Here is a 16032-nt window from a genome sequence, read left to right on the forward strand (position 1 = left end):
CGCTTATGGACATACAGGCTATAAAAAACAGGTTTGGCATTATTGGTAGTAGTCCTGCGCTCAATTATGCATTGCAGGTGGCTGTTCAGGTAGCCAATACCGATCTCACGGTACTCATTAACGGTGAAAGTGGTGTTGGTAAAGAGGTTTTTTCACAGATCATTCATGCCCTGAGCGCACGTAAACATAATCCGTTTATTGCCGTTAACTGCGGCGCTATCCCTGAAGGTACCATCGACTCCGAGCTTTTCGGCCACGAGAAAGGATCGTTTACCGGCGCGGTTGACAGCCGCAAGGGTTACTTTGAAACCGTTAACGGCGGTACTATTTTCCTCGATGAAATTGGCGAAATGCCAATGGGAACACAGGCGAGGCTGCTCCGTGTACTGGAAACCGGTGAATATATCCGCGTAGGTTCCTCCAAAGTACAGAAAACAGATGTACGGGTAGTAGCCGCTACCAACCGCGATTTGCTGGAACGTACCCAACAGGGCAAGTTCCGCGAGGATCTTTACTACAGGCTCAACACAGTACCCATCCGGGTGCCTGCGCTCCGCGACCGTAAAGAAGATATTCCTTTGCTGTTCAGAAAATTCTCGGTCGACTTCTCCGAAAAATATAAAACACCTTCAATACAACTGGATGAAGAAGCCCGTAATATCCTGGTGAACTACCCGTGGAGAGGTAATATCCGCGAGTTGAAAAATATTGCAGAACAAATTTCCGTTCTATCTTCAGATAAGCTGGTAACTGCCAATGATCTGAAAAGGTTCCTCCCCGATCAGCCGGAAGTGAACCGCCTGCCCATGCTGGCGGCACCACAGCAGAACAGCGATTTTAACAGTGAGAGGGATATCCTGTACAAACTTTTCTTCGATATGAAGAAAGATGTAACAGAGGTAAAGAAAATGTTCTTCGACATCCTGCAAAATCCGAATATGCCGCATGCAGCCGAGTATCATCCTGATAATCACGTGCTGCACACTTATCCCGGCGCTGCAGAAATGAATACGCCTCCCGGCGCCGGCCTGGGACCAGCGCAACAGCCCATTATCCTGTCGGATAATAAAATTGATCATCACGAAGAAGTAGAAGAAACACTATCTATTGCCGACAAGGAGAAGGAACTCATTGTGAAAGCGCTGAAAAAACACAAAGGCAAACGTAAGGATGCCGCGCTGGACCTCGGTATTTCCGAAAGAACGCTTTACCGCAAACTCAAAGAATATAATATCGCCGAATAAACGAATCTTAATCTTAGCACCACAATGATCAGCAATATCAAAGTATTTATAGCCATCGGCGTAATGGCAATATTGGCAGGTTGCAGCGTGAAGTACTCTACCACCGGCGCCAGTATCGAACAGGGAGCCACCACCGTGAATGTACGCTTTATCGAAAACAGGGCGCCCATCAATAACCCGACCCTGAGCCAGAAGCTGACGATGAAACTGCGTGATAAGATTACTTCACAAACCCGTCTCACACAGGTGAACGAAACAGAACCCCGCGCCGATTACGAGTTCAAAGCCACTATTACCGGCTACTCCTTTTCCAATGCGGCGGTAACCAACGTGGACCAGGCAGCTACTTCCAGGCTCAATGTTACTGTAAACGTTACGTTCATTAAAAGGATAGGCGATAAAAAAGGCTTCACCCAATCCTTTTCCCGCTCAGCAGAGTTCCCGGCCACGCAATTGCCCAGCTCCGTGGAAAACAATCTGCTGGAAAGCAATATTATTCCCGGTATCACAGATGATATCTTTAACAGGGCTTTTGCAAACTGGTAGTGTGTAATCATTAATTTATTACATTAGCAACCTATGACGGCAAACAGGATTATAGCACATGTGTTTCTACAACCCTCCCTGGAGTTGGTAAATGAAGCGGCAATGGAGCAACTGGTAGCGGATCACCCGTATTTTTCCGCAGCCCGCCTCCTGCTGGCAAAAAAAGTATACCAGGAAACCGGCAACCTTCATCACCCCGCTGTAAAAAAAGCGCTCCTGTATTCAGATCAGCATCACTATGCTTATCAGCTGATTACAGCAGAAGAGGTGTTACAGGTGGTAGAAAACCGCGTAGCTGCCATTATTCCGGAAGATGCACTCCCGGAGGTAATGGAAGAACCGGAGGCGCCCATCGCCGTCGCGGATTTTGAACCAGGTGGCGCCAGTCATACCGCCACCGCGGAAATACTCCCACCACCGGTAATAATGCCGGCGGCCACCAACGGGCAGGATCATGTAGAGGCCGCGGATGAAGAAGAATCAACTTCCTCCGGCCCTATTAAGATATTCCCGATGGCAGCGGCCGAAGAAGAAACGGAACTGATCTTTCAACCTTTATACACAGATGATTATTTTGCTTACAAGAGACTTAAAAATCCCGATGAAGCAGATGATTTAAACGAACAAGGAGCGGCAGAAATGAAGAGTTTTACTTCCTGGTTACGGCAAATGAAAGACAATTTTGCCGGGAAAACCAGCAAAGACTGGTATCACCAGCAGTTACACCGGATGTATGAAGAAGACGAAGAACCGGAAGTTTCTGAAACCGTGGAAAAAATGGCGATGGACTCCATTGTATTCAACAATGATATCGTTTCAGAAACCCTCGCCGAAATCTGGGTACGCCAGCAGCAGTATGGCAACGCGATTAAGATATATCAAAAATTAAGTTTGCTTAATCCCGACAAAAACGCTTATTTTGCGCAAAAGATATTAGACTTAAAGTCAAAAACAGATAAAAATAAACAGTAATTTCTATGTTAATAATTTTTGGTATCCTGATCATATTAGCCTGTGTGTTGTTGGGCTTCTTCGTGCTGATCCAGAACCCAAAAGGTGGCGGACTCTCCGGCAGCCTCGGTGGTGTTGGTAATCAGGTGATTGGGGTGCGTCAGACAACTGACGTATTGGAAAAAGGTACCTGGATACTGGCGGCACTGATTGCCATCTTGTGCCTCACTGCTCCTTTCTTTATTGGTAAAGGCAGCAAAGTGCAGCAGGTTGCACCAAGTGCAGTAGAAAAAGCATCCGCTGGCCAGCCAATTGCGCCTCCGGCACCATCAACTCCGTTACCAGGCACCCCGGCGGCTCCTGCTCCCAACAAGTAATTAACACTATCAGTATAATAATATTTGAAACCTCGCCGTTAAAAGCGAGGTTTTTTTTAATGGCAACCGGCGGCGTATATTGAAAAACCTGGCTATCACGCCTTTGCCCACTTGTAACTTCCAACACGATCTATGGCGAAGAAAAGCAAACAATCCAGCGCAAAATCAGTCTGGATAAGACGGATACTGGTCATTGCCGGCTGTTTGGCCGCCGGTGCACTGGTATATACCTCCTACCGCGTATTTGGCCCCAATACCAAACCATTTGGCGACAGCAAATACTTTTATGTGCGCACCAACAGCACCTACGCAGCGGTACTCGACGGACTGGAAGAACAGGGTATTATCCGCAACCGCACCAGCTTTAACTGGGTGGCGGAAAAACTCGACTATCCCGACCGCGTAAAAGCAGGACGCTATAAAATTACCCACGGCATGAGCAACTTCGACATTGCCCGCATGCTCCGCTCCGGAAAACAAACACCGGTGGTACTCGTGATCAATAAACTGCGCACCAAAAACGATTTTGTCAGGAAGATCTCCAACAACCTGGAAGCAGATTCCAATGTAATGCGCTCCCTGATAAATGACCCGGTATACCTCCGCCAGTTTGGCCTGGATACCAACACCGTCATGTGCGCCATCATCCCCAATACATTCGAATTTTACTGGAATACCGGCGCAGAAGCCGTGTTTAAGAAACTGGAAAAAGAAAGGGAAGAATTCTGGACGCCGGAAAGAAAAGAAAAAGCCGCTAAACTGGGCCTCACCGCCAATGAAGTAACCATTCTTGGCTCCATCGTGGAAGAAGAAACCAATAAAAACGATGAAAAGCCAATGGTGGCCAGCGTATATCTTAACCGCTACCGCAAAGGCATGCGCCTCCAGGCAGATCCTACCGTGAAGTTCGCACTGCAGGACTTCGGGCTGAAAAGAATCCGGGAAAATCATACCCTCTTCGATTCGCCGTATAACACTTACCGTTATGCAGGCCTGCCCCCGGGACCTATTTGTACACCCTCGGAAAAAACTTTAAATGCCGTATTGAATACTCCCGAAACAGATTACCTTTATTTTTGTGCCAGAGCCGACTTCTCCGGCTATCATGCTTTCGCAGCCACCTATGCCGAGCACCTGATAAACGCAAGAAAATACCAGGCAGAACTGAATAAAAGAGGATTCTAAATAAAATAACAAATTTGGCCTTCAGACCCGAAAACATCATCTTCCGTTCAAAACCCTACCGCCGGCTGGTGGAAAGGACTAAAACACTGATCCTTCCCGGGTTTGAAGGCATCCCACTATACGACGTACTGAAACACTTCGGACAGGAAACCAAAAGCCGGGGACTGGGAGACCGCGCCAGGGCCATTTCCTTTAACTTCCTCCTGGCCATTCCACCGTTTTTCATCTTCCTGTTCACACTGGTACCGTACATCCCGGTGCAAAACATAGAGCCCACCCTCTACGACCTGGCAGAAGACCTGACGCCCAACTACAACACCTACATGATTGTGCGGGGAATGATCCACGACTTCCTCTACACACACCGCAACGGATTGCTCTCTATCGCCTTCCTGATGGGATTCTTCTATTCCTCCAACGGCGTAATGGGCATCCTTCGTTCCTTCAGCAAAATACAGGGCGCCGGCTTCCGGAAAAGAAAATGGTGGCAAAACAGGCTGATAGCACTGCAACTCACCGCCATCCTGGTTTTCCTGCTGCTTATTACTGTTGCCCTCATCATTGCCCAAGGCGCTACGCTCCGCTGGCTGTTTAACATCATCGGCATCCACAGCACCTTATTACGGAACGTGATCGATATTGCCCGGTGGGTACTGATCATTATGCTTTTTTACTCGGTGAATGCGGTGCTGTACCGCATTGGCGCCGCTACCACCACCCGCTGGAAATTCATTACCGCCGGCGCCGCCGTAGCCACTATATGCATGATCCTGGTCACCGTAGGGTTCTCCTGGTTTGTGAATAATTTTGGCAACTATAATAAGATTTACGGATCTATCGGCACCATCCTCGTACTCATGCTGTGGGTGTTCTTCAACTCCTTTATCCTCCTCGTAGGGTTTGAACTGAATGCCAGCATCAGAACCATCAGCGACGCAAGAAAAGAAGCAAAAAAAACTTCCCTGCCTGCATAACAAACCTTATCACTTCTTCTTTTATTACCTGACAAATATTTTTATCTTATTCTTTTTTACTATATCTTAAACGATTATTTCTCCTTTGAAAAAAGACAGGAATATCCTGTAGCATTTTACTATATTTAATCAGGACCTGAAAACCATACGCTATGATAAAGGCCACCTTTTATTTATCCTGCTGTACTATTTTACTTTCTTCCTTTCAACCAAACCGGGAAGTTCCCCTGGAGCCGGGATCCCCTTTACCAAAGTCAGAAATTGCCTGTACCGATATTTCCGGAAAAGAGATTTCATTGGGCGCAGCAAAAGGCGCCAACGGATTACTGGTCATCTTTGGAAGTAATCAATGCCCGTATATGCTGCGCAACCAGGAGCGGCTGCGTAACATCTGCGTGTATGCTTCAAAAAACAGGATCGGCATCATTATGGTGAACTCTAACGAAGCTGCGCGTACCGGCAATGAATCCTTCGCCGCCATGAAGCAGTATGCCACCTCGCAGCATTTCACCTGGTATTATGTGATAGATAAAAATGCGGTACTGGCCAATGCCTTCGACGCGAATCATACACCCGAATGCTTCCTGTTTGATAAAAACAGCCTCCTCGCTTATAAGGGCGGAATTGACGACAGTCCGGGTAATGCAGACGCTGTAAAAACACGCCTCTTACAGAATGCCATCAATGAAATGCTGGCTGGCAAACCTGTTAGCGTGAACACTTCCCATACCCTGGGATGTAATATAAAAAGGAACCTGTAAAACTATTGTCCTACCAGGAAAACTGCATTACTAAACAACAGCTTGCCATTTTCCCAGAAGCTTCTGAACAGGGGATTATCTGCAAGAATAATCACCGATCCGTTACCTATTTCTTTCACCCCAAACAGCAGCCCGTCTTTCAACTGCTGCCGGGTAGATGCGCCCACAAAGCCGGTGAGGTAGCTGTCTTTCTTTAACACGCCCACATTCCAGCCGCTGCTTTCAATAAACTCATACAAATGCGCATCCTGCTTCAATGTATAATACAAAGCCGGGTAACCAAAAGCCAGCGGGTGCGTAGTATCCAGCTGTACTTTATAAATGGCGCCGGGTATAAACTGTTTAATGCTTTCCCGCTCCCTGTTGGCATAAGGTTTCACGGCGTCATACGGATGCGCTGCCGCGGCTTTCTCTTTGGCGTCTTTATCTTTCTCTTCTTCCTTTTTCAGTTTAATGCCCCAGTCGGCGCCCGCTACCTGTACCGCCGCACTTTCCAGTGCAATCAGTTTTCCCCCGTTATTCACCCATTCCTTCAGTTTGTCGGTAGCCGCTTTATCTTCAAACATCTTATAATCCCCATCTGCTAAAATCAGCACATCGGTCCGGTCCCAGTTAATATCATCCACATTTCGTTCATCCACTACCGTTACGGGGAAATCCAGCTGCTGCTCGAAGAAATGCCATATCTCTCCCATGCCCAGTGAAGAGATGCCTCTTCCTGCCAGCAGGGTTACTTCCGGCTTGCGGATAAACCGGATCTTGTCGGAGCCAAAGTCCATTCCTTTATCTACAAAACCAGTGGCCACTGCTTCCAGTGAAATCTTAAAGTGATTGGCCTGCATGGTAATGAACCGGTCGAACTGATCTCCTTTAGCGGTATTTCCCGAACGGGTAATAATAAGCGTACCTGCGGGAAAATCCTTACCGCCGGCAGTAAACGGTGTTTCGGTAAACCGTACTTTAATATCGTTTTGCATAAAGCCGACAGGAATTTCACATCGCGCACGCTGTTCCATTTAGCCAGGTAAGCATAGGGTTGCTGTATCGACAATGGCGTGTTGTTTCGCGCCGCCGGTGCATCTGCCGCCGGTGTTAACGGCAGCTTCACCGCATAGGAAGTTAACCCGTAAGCATAAGGCAGCGCCCATGCAGTAATATCGTAGGTAATGGAATCTGTTAAATGAGAGACCGGTTCAAACAATACCCGCAGCATATTGGAATGTGGCTGATAGGCGTTGATCACCAGGTCTTCTTTATCGATGGTAAACGTTTCTGTTTTGCCGGTAAAGTAATTGAAGCCGCTGGCGCTGCCGGTGTTGGCGCCAAAGCCGAATGCGATATTATTTTTACGCAGCAGTTCTGCCAGCGTGTTAAGCTTTTCGGTGTTGCCGCCGGCCTTCACCACATATGATTTATACCCGCCCTGTGGCGCTTTCTGCGCCGCTTCAAAGTATTGGGTATACTCCCGGATAATCTTGTCTGCCTGTTGGGACGCCACTTCTATGGTAGACATGCTGGTAGTGAAATGATGCGCAATACGGTCGGTCAGCGTAAGCGTATCGCCATCTTTTTTCAGCACGGCCACGCCTGCCCTGCCGCTGCCGCCCTGTTCATACGTCATACCAATGGCGCCGTTGTACATGGGGTAGGTATCGCCATAGCTGGGATAGAACAGATCGAAACGTTCCTTTGTAAAATATAACCAGCCCTGCTGATCAAAGTACTTCGCATTGTTTTTACCAATGAGCACCTGCAACTGGCGCTGCCAGGGCGTTATAGCGTCATGAAAAGGTTCTGCCGCAGGCGCAAAATAATAAGGCGCTTCTATTTCCTGCTCATGAAAATCCACATGCAGCTGTGGCATCCATTGGTTGTATTTAGCTACCCGCTGCTGCGATTCCTTTTGTGTTTGCCAGGCCCAGTCGCGGTTCAGATCAAAGTAATAGTGATTGGCCCTTCCGCCTGGCCAGGGTTCATTGTGCTCCCTCGACCAGCGGTTTACATTGGGTGTAGCGCCGCGGGTATTGTTATAGAAGTTCACATATCTTTCACGTCCGTCGGGGTTCAGGCAGGGGTCAATGATCACTACGGTATTCTTCAGCCACTGCTGCGTTTGTGCATTCCCGTTATTCACCAGTTCGTACAGGGCCTTCATCGATGCTTCCGTGGAAACCGCCTCATTACCGTGCACGTTGTAGCTTAACCAGACAATCACCGGTTGATTGCCGGCACTGTTGCCTTTCGCGTTAGACATGTCCAGGCTGTGCTGCCGGATCTCATCAAGCCGGCCTGCATTTTCGGGAGAAGCAACGATTGCCAGCACCAGCGGCCTGCCTTCATAGGTGGTGCCATACTGTTCCAGCTTTACATTCTTCGCTGTAGCGGCTACCTGTTTGAAATAGTCTACCACTTTATAATGTGGCGTAAACTGTGTACCCAGGGGATAACCGAGAAACTGATCAGGCGTTGGCACCTGGGCATTTGCAAAAAGAACGCCCAGCATAACAACGGTCATTAGTATAAATCTGCGCATAGAAAGCCTGCTATTATTGGATACTGTAAGTTAGGAATTGTTTTCGGGTGATAATTATTAACACTGCTTAAATTATTAAATTTCCTATAATTCCCCGCATATCCTTAATTTCGATCCAAACAGATACCCATGCGTTTCTTAATCATGCTGGGGATGACGGTATGCACTTTACATACCGCCTGTGCCCAGCAAACAACAGATGAACTACATCCTTACGATTATAGTGTAGAGAAAGATATCAAAGTGCTGCACGGAGCAGTAGTATCTGCGCATCCGCTGGCCAGCCGTGTAGGCGCCATCGTACTGCAACAGGGCGGCAATGCGGTGGATGCGGCCATAGCCACGCAGCTGGCGCTGGCAGTGGTATACCCGGGCGCCGGTAATCTTGGTGGAGGAGGGTTCCTGGTAGGTCACCTCAAAAGCGGCCGGAATATCGCCATTGACTACAGGGAAACAGCCCCGGCAAAAGCGCACCGGGATATGTACCTCGATTCTCTTGGTAACCCGGTTACCCAGCTGAGTCTTGATGGCCAGCTGGCCGCAGGCGTGCCTGGCACCGTTGCCGGGTTATTTGCCGCGATGAAGTACGCCAGGCTGCCTTTTGCAAAACTCATAGATCCGGCCATCCGCCTGGCAGAGAAAGGATTTGTGATCACTGAAGCAGAAGCCAGTGGGCTGAACAACGCCAGGGCTGATTTCGAAAGACTGAATACCAGCAAAACCGCCTTTGTAAAAGAACAACCCTGGAAGGCCGGCGACACACTGATACAGAAAGAGCTGGCACATACCCTCACGCTTATACGAAATAAAGGAGCCGCAGGATTTTACCAGGGAGAAACCGCCGCCAATATCGTGGCAGAAATGAAACGCGGCAATGGCATCATGACGCTGCAGGATCTCAAAAGCTATAAAGCAAAGGAAAGGACAGCAGTAGCTTTTAACTATAAAGGCTATACAATTGTAACCATGCCCCTGCCCTCCAGCGGCGGCATTTGCCTGCAACAGCTGATGGGCATGGTGGAAAACTATCCCATCTCGCAATGGGGATTCCAGTCGCCGCAGGCGGTTCAGCTGATGGTGGAAGCGGAAAGGCGCGCGTATGCCGACCGCGCCCAATTTCTCGGCGACCCCGATTTTGTGAAAGTACCTATCTCACAACTTACTGATAAAAAATACCTGGCTACCCGCATGCAGGACTTTACACCCGGTAAAGCAGGTTCCAGTGAACAAACCAAAGCGGGCGTGCTGCCGGAAAGCGAGGAAACCACGCATCTCAGCATCATCGATGCCGATGGCAATGCAGTGGCGGTAACCACCACGCTCAACGGCCACTTCGGCAGCAGAACAGTAGTAGGCAAAGCAGGCTTTCTACTCAACAATGAAATGGACGACTTCAGCGTAAAACCCGGCGTGCCCAATATGTACGGACTGGTAGGCACCGAAGCCAATGCCATTACACCGGCCAAACGCATGCTCAGCTCCATGACGCCTACCCTCGTTTTACAAAAGAACGAAGTGTTGTATTCACTGGGTACACCCGGCGGCGCTACCATCATCACCTCCGTTTTTCAAACGCTGATGAATACACTGGAATTCGGACTTACGCCATCGGAAGCTATCAACAAACCTAAATTCCATCACCAATGGCTGCCGGATGAAATTGCCGTGGAGAATGATTTTCCCGACACCACCATCCAGGCGCTGGAAGGAATGGGCTATAAAGTAGTAAAACGCGGCGGTATTGGCCGTACAGAAATTATTAAACGGGCGCCTGAAAGCCGCTACCTGGAAGCTTCCGGGGATAAGCGCGGCGACGACAGCGCAGCAGGATATTAACTTAAAAACATTGACATGTCTATTCAGTCTATCTATTTACAAAGTGTACTAAAACGGCTTGAAATACACCGGGACCTGGGCCTTAAAACCATGCTGCGGCTCAACAAAGCGCAGCTGAACTGGCAACCGGACGGAGAGCCGAACAGCATTGCCATGATTATAAAACACCTGCACGGCAATATGTTATCGCGCTGGACCGACTTCCTCACCACCGACGGAGAGAAGCCCGGCCGTAACCGCGACGGGGAATTTGAAGAAAGTGATCTTTCCCCGGAACAAATCCTGCAGCTTTGGGACGAAGGCTGGAATTGTATGCTCCTGGCCATCCGCAGCCTGCAGGAAACGGACCTGGACAGGACCGTGTTTATCCGTAACGAACCTCACATTGTGATAGATGCCATTAACCGGCAACTGGCGCATGTGCCCTACCATGTAGGGCAAATCGTATACATCGGGAAAATGATCCTGAAAAGTAATTGGGAAAGCCTGTCCATCCCCAAAGGCGGATCGGCAGCCTTCAATAAAGAAAAAACAGGGAACTGACCATTCATGAAAATACGTCATCTACTTACCGTTATCGCAGCGCTATCTGTAATCACCGCCTGCCAGGGTAAAAAGAACAATGAACTGCTGATGAATAAAAAGTGGCGGGTATACGATGTGAAAATTCCACCGGAATCGCCCATCAGCAACACACAATACATACAGGCGCAGGATCTTAAAAAAGGTTACTACCGGGATGCTTATTACCAGTTCCTGGATAACAATGTATTTGTGGCCACTATTGCAGGCAGGTCGGATACCGGTAAATACTTTATCCTCAGCAATGGCGCCATGATCTCTGTTACCGCGAAGAACGGCGACCGTAAAGTGGAGAACCTGGTTACCGTTACCCGGCTTACAGAAGATTATTTCGACATGCAGGTAACTTCTACCGATTTCCAGTTTATCTTATGTACTAAGAAAGATTAACGGCTATGTTGTATACGGATCATACACCCGGCAGAACAGTGACACAGGACGGCCGCAGCTGCCTGTTCTTTTCGGGGTTTGCCTACCTGGGGCTGCATCAGCTACCTGCCTTCAAACACCTGCTCATACAGGGGATTGAAAGGTATGGCGCCCTGTTTCCTTCCTCCAGGTCGGCAAACTTACGTTTATCCATATACGAAGAAATAGAGCATGCACTGGGTGTTCATTTGCAGCAGCAGTCGGCCGTTGTTTTTTCCTCCGGGTACCAGGCATCGCAAGCCGCTGCACAATATGCTATCAGTAATAAGCAGCCCCTGTATGCACCGGATGCGCATCCTTCGCTGTGGCAGCAGCAACCGGAGTTGCCGGCCATGAGCCGCGAAGAATGGATTATCCAAACCATTGAAAAGGTAAACACTCAACCGGATCATCACTTTGTGATCATCACGGATACGGTGAACCCGCTTACCGGCACTATTCATTCTTTTCACTGGTTGCAGGAATTGCAGCGCAAAGTATTAGTGCTGGCAGATGATTCCCACGGCATCGGTATATTAGGCCCTGCCGGGCAGGGCGCCATCCATTTCCTGCCGCAAACGCCTTTTGTAAGATACCTCCTCACCGCCTCGCTGGCAAAGGCCTACAGTGTTGCCGGCGGCGTTGTTGCCGGTCATGCGGCAGATATCATGGCCATCAAAAAACTGCCCGTCTTTTCCGCCAGCACGCCTATGATGCCGGCTTATGCTTATGCCTGGCTGCAATCCGGTGAACTGATTGTCAAAATGCACCGGTCGTTACAGCAAAACATCGCCTTTCTTCTTCATCTTACCGCCAACACCGCTGTGCATAATCCGCATGGCCTGCCCATGTTTATTCTTCCACCCGGTGAAGCATTGGTACAATACCTGCAGGAAAGGGACGTGATCATTTCCAGCTTTGCATATCCGCAGCCACATAGCCCGGTAATCAACAGGGCGGTAGTTTCTGCGTTGCATCTGCAGGAAGATATGGCAACGCTGCACCGGTTCCTTCAGGAGTTTGGTGTCGCTAAAACATAAACAGGAGATAGTGCATACTTCGCCGTTGCTTTGGGCATACTTAGGAGATACTTTGAACATGCCTTTGAGATGGAGTTAACACGGTGTTGATGTGGAGGTGACGTGGACTTGATCGGTAAGCTATTGGGGATCAGCTTCTTGCACAGGGTTTTGTCGTTCTGTTTAGACGAACGTCGCAAAGAAAGATATTGTACATCAATGTTTTATACATGCTTTAAAGATACACCTGATTGGCGAAAATAACAAAAAAAACGGGGTTGTATTCAACGTAATACAGCCCCGTTTTTATTTATGTTTTACCAACTTCTTATGGCGTTACTTTTACCGTTTTAGGCATCCTCAGCTCCACAACATAGGTTCCTGCTTTCATCAGGCGGAAAGCAAACAGCGGGTTCACGCTGCCTATTTTGCTGGATACATTTTTATCTACCGAAACAAAGGCAGAAGGAATACGATAATACATCAGGTAGTTCCAGTTGGTAGTGCCACTGGAATAGCGGCTCAACGGAAATGGTGCAATCTCAAAGTTGCAGATCATGGCCGTATCTGTATACTCAATGGGATGGAACCTGGCGTAGTTTTCAAAAATAGGGCGGTCGCCGCGCTTAATGATCTCTCCCTTTTTAGGATTGAAAGGCTTGCCATCTTTATCCGTTATTTTCAGAATAACAGAGGCGCCGCTTTCACTCACCCTGGTAATCGTCATTACCGGTGCGCCCATGGGCACCGTGGAAGAACCATCATTCGGGAAGAAGTTACAGTTGGCCGTTGTTTCCGTTACCAACGGCGGGTCAATAGTAGTGAGCGTACCAATATTCTTATACACTTTGGAGCCGGCCACGTTAGATACTTCCACGTCATACTCGTAGGTAACATCCAGCGGTAAGCTGTCGGTAGCACCGTTAAACACAAACTGGCCACTGGTCAGGAATACATAGGGCTGCATCTTTTTCAGTTCACGCTTTTTGTTCACCAGTTCAATGGTGGTGTCTTTCGCGGGATCTATCGCTGCCGTATATACGTAAACCGGGTATTCTTTATAAAATTCATCCGCATGTTTTTTGTTATCTGCCCTCCTGATGTCGAGCAGCTTTACGGTCATGGGTTGGGTGGTACCATCTGCAAGGATGGCGCTTGTTTTCTGGAAAGCGTTACCCCGCTGTACTTTGATGGGGGTATCCGGTACGTAGAGTCCTTCGCTCAGAAAGCCTTCCTCAATTTTTTTACATCCGGCGATCAATAGCCCCAGCAGAACAGCGGATGTAAGGAATTTTATCCCTTTATATTTATGCAACATACTTTTAAGTTTAGTGGTGATGACTATTTCCAATAAAACACGTGGTTGTTTTGCAGTACATGCAATACACCCGTTTTGGTAATGATACCGGTTGTTTGCAAGGTATACTGCATATCCCTGTCTTCCTCCGGATAGTCATCCGGGCGGGGATCCGGATCGAGGCCATTAATCACTTTTGTAAGCGCCATATACCGTACGCCCCCGGAAAAAATATTGCCAAATGCGTCGGTTTTAGTAAGCTTGAAAGCGAAGTCCTCGTTCACTTTATTCTTATATACCTGTGATTCCAGTGAAAGATCTGCACGTACAATTTTACCTGCAAAAGCATAGGCCAGCAGCGAGTCGCGCAGTTCAGGCGCTTTCAGGCTATCAATCGTATACTTAACGTTTTCATCGTTCAGTTCAATCTGCAACAGCTTGGTCCTCACCGCCAGGAATTGTTTGATAGAATAATCTGTAGGCGCTACAAAAGTAATATCGCTGTTGATGGTTTCTTTCAAACCGGCCTTGTCGATCAGCAGGATCAGCGTATCGAAATTAGGATTTGCTTTCAGGTAATCGTAGGTGGTAAGATCGGTGTGATCGTTGGTAGGACTGCCTCCCAGGAAATGATCATCTTTCTTACAGGCGGCGAACAACAGGGTGATCATTAAGATGCCCCATCCTGCTTTCGTGGTAAATATTTTTAGTTTGTTCATGTCAGTACTTTTAAAATTTCAAGATGCTATTTCACTTTGCCCAGCCAGTATGTATTTTGTATAAGCACGCTGTTGTTGAGGAACAGCGAGCGTCCTACCGGCCATTTCCAGCCACCGGCATCAAAGCGGTCCTGCGGGAAACCGGGAGCAGCGTTCACATTACCATTCATGAGCATGCCGGTGCGAACCAGGTCGTACCAACGTTGTCCTTCTGCATATAATTCACGGGAGCGTTCCAGGAATGCTTCTTCTTTAATGTCGGTCACATCTTCCGCCAAAATAGGTTCCGCATGCGAGCGTGCCCTTACCTTGTTGATATCCTGCAAGGCGGCGCCTACATTGCCCTGGTCGGCACGGGCTTCTGCACGTAACAACAGCAGATCTGCATACCGCATCAGGATGATGTTGGCATCTACAGCGCCATCTGTAAAGTTGCCCGGATTGCGGTAGTTAATGTTTTCCCGGTTAGGGCCTGCAAACTTGCAGATCATCACATCGTACTGCCCAAAGGCATCCAGGTTGGTGAAGTAATAATGACGGCGCACATCGGTACCGGCTTCATCATACAGTAAATTGATCAGGTCAATATTCGGCGCGTCTACCTTTCCATCTTTATTACTGATAAAAGGTGTTTTCAGGATGCTATAATAAAATCCTTTTTCTACCTGCTGTTCTCCATCCGCTACCTGCATATTGATTTCGAATATGCCTTCCATTGATTTTCCGTGGAAGATCTTTGGATACATTTCGGCGGCGAGTAACTGGTATTGACCGCTTTGCTCCACTGAATCGATGGCGGCAATGGCATTGGTTACGTCAGATACTACCTGTCCTTTGTTCAGGAAATTCCTCCACATGTATGCATGCGCCAGTAAGCCAAATGCGGCGCCCCTGTTAGCTCTTACCGCTCTTTCAGTGCCGTTTTTGTATTCCCACGGTAACAGGCTGATAGCTTTCTTCAGATCAGCTATACAAGTATCCAGGATGATCTTCTCATTGGTTCTCGGAATATTTTCTGCTCCCACCGGATTAGGATCGTACTTCGTTACCAGCGGCACATCGCCCCAGAGGCGCACCATATAGAAATAACTGAACGCGCGCAGGAAGTAAGCTTCTCCAACGAAACGGTTACGGGTACGGGTAGGCTGATCCGTAAACTGTGCATCGGGGATATTTGGAATATTATGCAACATAATATTCGCTTGTGTGATCACTTTATAGTAGGGAGACCAGTCGTGATACTTATCCAGGTAAGATCCCAGGAAATCGGCGGTATTCATACCATCTCCACCTTTCACCAGGAACCTCACATCGTACACATCGTAGTCGTTAAATTCATACGCTGGTAAGGAACCATATGCAAAATGCGACATGTTCTGGTCCCAGTCCGTATTGGTAGTTAATGCCCTGCGCAATAACGCATAGCCGCCGGCCACACCCTGTTCTGCATCCCGCTGGTTTTTCCAGAAAACGGAATTATAGGGAGAATTGATCGGCTCCTGATCCAGCAGCTTCTTACAGGACACGAAAGGCGACAACAGCAGTCCTGCAGCTATAATCGTGAATATATTTTTCAGACAATTCATATCTTCTTCTTTTT

General features: G+C 48.3%; 16 protein-coding genes. 11 read left to right on the forward strand and 5 right to left on the reverse strand.

Annotated elements, in window-relative coordinates; translation table 11 throughout:
* Nucleotides 1-5: 5 nt before the first annotated feature.
* The 7 genes from AB6805_RS27680 to AB6805_RS27710 all read left to right on the forward strand — a co-directional run bounded on the left by AB6805_RS27680 (nucleotide 6) and on the right by AB6805_RS27710 (nucleotide 6038).
* A complete protein-coding gene (locus tag AB6805_RS27680) occupies nucleotides 6-1244 on the forward strand; it encodes a sigma-54 interaction domain-containing protein (RefSeq protein ID WP_370912672.1) in 1239 nt (412 codons plus the stop codon).
* Between the two features lie 24 nt (nucleotides 1245-1268).
* Complete coding sequence (gene lptE, locus AB6805_RS27685) at nucleotides 1269-1790, forward strand: LPS assembly lipoprotein LptE (protein ID WP_370912673.1); 522 nt, start codon at nucleotides 1269-1271, stop codon at nucleotides 1788-1790.
* Nucleotides 1791-1823: 33 nt separating this feature from the next.
* Nucleotides 1824-2762: a hypothetical protein gene (locus AB6805_RS27690; RefSeq protein WP_370912674.1), complete on the forward strand. Its 939-nt coding sequence runs from the start codon at nucleotides 1824-1826 to the stop codon at nucleotides 2760-2762.
* A 5-nt stretch (nucleotides 2763-2767) separates the two neighbouring features.
* Entirely contained in the window at nucleotides 2768-3118 is a 351-nt protein-coding gene (gene secG / locus AB6805_RS27695) for a preprotein translocase subunit SecG (RefSeq protein WP_370912675.1), read from the forward strand.
* Nucleotides 3119-3250: 132 nt separating this feature from the next.
* On the forward strand, nucleotides 3251-4303 hold the full coding sequence (gene mltG, locus AB6805_RS27700; RefSeq protein ID WP_370912676.1) for an endolytic transglycosylase MltG: 1053 nt from the start codon (nucleotides 3251-3253) through the stop codon (nucleotides 4301-4303).
* A gap of 14 nt (nucleotides 4304-4317) precedes the next feature.
* Nucleotides 4318-5277 (forward strand): YihY/virulence factor BrkB family protein, encoded by a 960-nt coding sequence (locus tag AB6805_RS27705; RefSeq protein ID WP_370912677.1) that lies wholly within the window; start codon nucleotides 4318-4320, stop codon nucleotides 5275-5277.
* A 152-nt stretch (nucleotides 5278-5429) separates the two neighbouring features.
* The gene (locus tag AB6805_RS27710) at nucleotides 5430-6038 is read left to right on the forward strand and encodes a redoxin family protein (protein WP_370912678.1); all 609 of its coding nucleotides are present in this window, start codon (nucleotides 5430-5432) and stop codon (nucleotides 6036-6038) included.
* 2 nt (nucleotides 6039-6040) lie between these two features.
* On the opposite strand, the gene AB6805_RS27715 is transcribed toward AB6805_RS27710, so the two are convergent.
* Together AB6805_RS27715 and AB6805_RS27720 are read right to left on the reverse strand one after the other, a co-directional pair.
* On the reverse strand, nucleotides 6041-6880 hold the full coding sequence (locus tag AB6805_RS27715; protein ID WP_370912679.1) for a hypothetical protein: 840 nt from the start codon (nucleotides 6878-6880) through the stop codon (nucleotides 6041-6043).
* Nucleotides 6826-8571 (reverse strand): M14 family metallopeptidase, encoded by a 1746-nt coding sequence (locus AB6805_RS27720; protein WP_370912680.1) that lies wholly within the window; start codon nucleotides 8569-8571, stop codon nucleotides 6826-6828. Before AB6805_RS27720 ends, AB6805_RS27715 begins: the two co-directional genes overlap by 55 nt.
* Before the next feature lie 129 nt (nucleotides 8572-8700).
* Here AB6805_RS27720 and ggt point away from each other — a divergent pair, with 129 nt between their 5' ends.
* The 4 genes from ggt to AB6805_RS27740 are packed head-to-tail and all read left to right on the forward strand — an operon-like array spanning nucleotide 8701 to nucleotide 12437.
* Nucleotides 8701-10407, forward strand: a complete 1707-nt coding sequence (gene ggt / locus AB6805_RS27725; RefSeq protein ID WP_370912681.1) for a gamma-glutamyltransferase — start codon at nucleotides 8701-8703, stop codon at nucleotides 10405-10407.
* Between the two features lie 15 nt (nucleotides 10408-10422).
* Nucleotides 10423-10950 (forward strand): DUF1572 family protein, encoded by a 528-nt coding sequence (locus tag AB6805_RS27730; RefSeq protein ID WP_370912682.1) that lies wholly within the window; start codon nucleotides 10423-10425, stop codon nucleotides 10948-10950.
* Nucleotides 10951-10956: 6 nt separating this feature from the next.
* Entirely contained in the window at nucleotides 10957-11379 is a 423-nt protein-coding gene (locus AB6805_RS27735) for a hypothetical protein (protein WP_370912683.1), read from the forward strand.
* Nucleotides 11380-11384: 5 nt separating this feature from the next.
* Entirely contained in the window at nucleotides 11385-12437 is a 1053-nt protein-coding gene (locus AB6805_RS27740) for an aminotransferase class I/II-fold pyridoxal phosphate-dependent enzyme (RefSeq protein WP_370912684.1), read from the forward strand.
* 307 nt (nucleotides 12438-12744) lie between these two features.
* Here AB6805_RS27740 and AB6805_RS27745 read toward each other — a convergent pair whose 3' ends face one another.
* The 3 genes from AB6805_RS27745 to AB6805_RS27755 are packed head-to-tail and all read right to left on the reverse strand — an operon-like array spanning nucleotide 12745 to nucleotide 16018.
* Nucleotides 12745-13734 carry a DUF5007 domain-containing protein gene (locus tag AB6805_RS27745; protein WP_370912685.1) on the reverse strand — a complete coding sequence of 330 codons (990 nt, stop codon included), beginning with the start codon at nucleotides 13732-13734 and terminating at the stop codon, nucleotides 12745-12747.
* Between the two features lie 23 nt (nucleotides 13735-13757).
* Nucleotides 13758-14432, reverse strand: a complete 675-nt coding sequence (locus AB6805_RS27750; RefSeq protein ID WP_370912686.1) for a hypothetical protein — start codon at nucleotides 14430-14432, stop codon at nucleotides 13758-13760.
* 26 nt (nucleotides 14433-14458) lie between these two features.
* Nucleotides 14459-16018 carry a RagB/SusD family nutrient uptake outer membrane protein gene (locus AB6805_RS27755; RefSeq protein WP_370912687.1) on the reverse strand — a complete coding sequence of 520 codons (1560 nt, stop codon included), beginning with the start codon at nucleotides 16016-16018 and terminating at the stop codon, nucleotides 14459-14461.
* Between the last annotated feature and the right edge of the window lie 14 nt (nucleotides 16019-16032).

The organism is Chitinophaga sp. RCC_12, from assembly GCF_041360695.1.
Lineage (GTDB): Bacteria > Bacteroidota > Bacteroidia > Chitinophagales > Chitinophagaceae > Chitinophaga.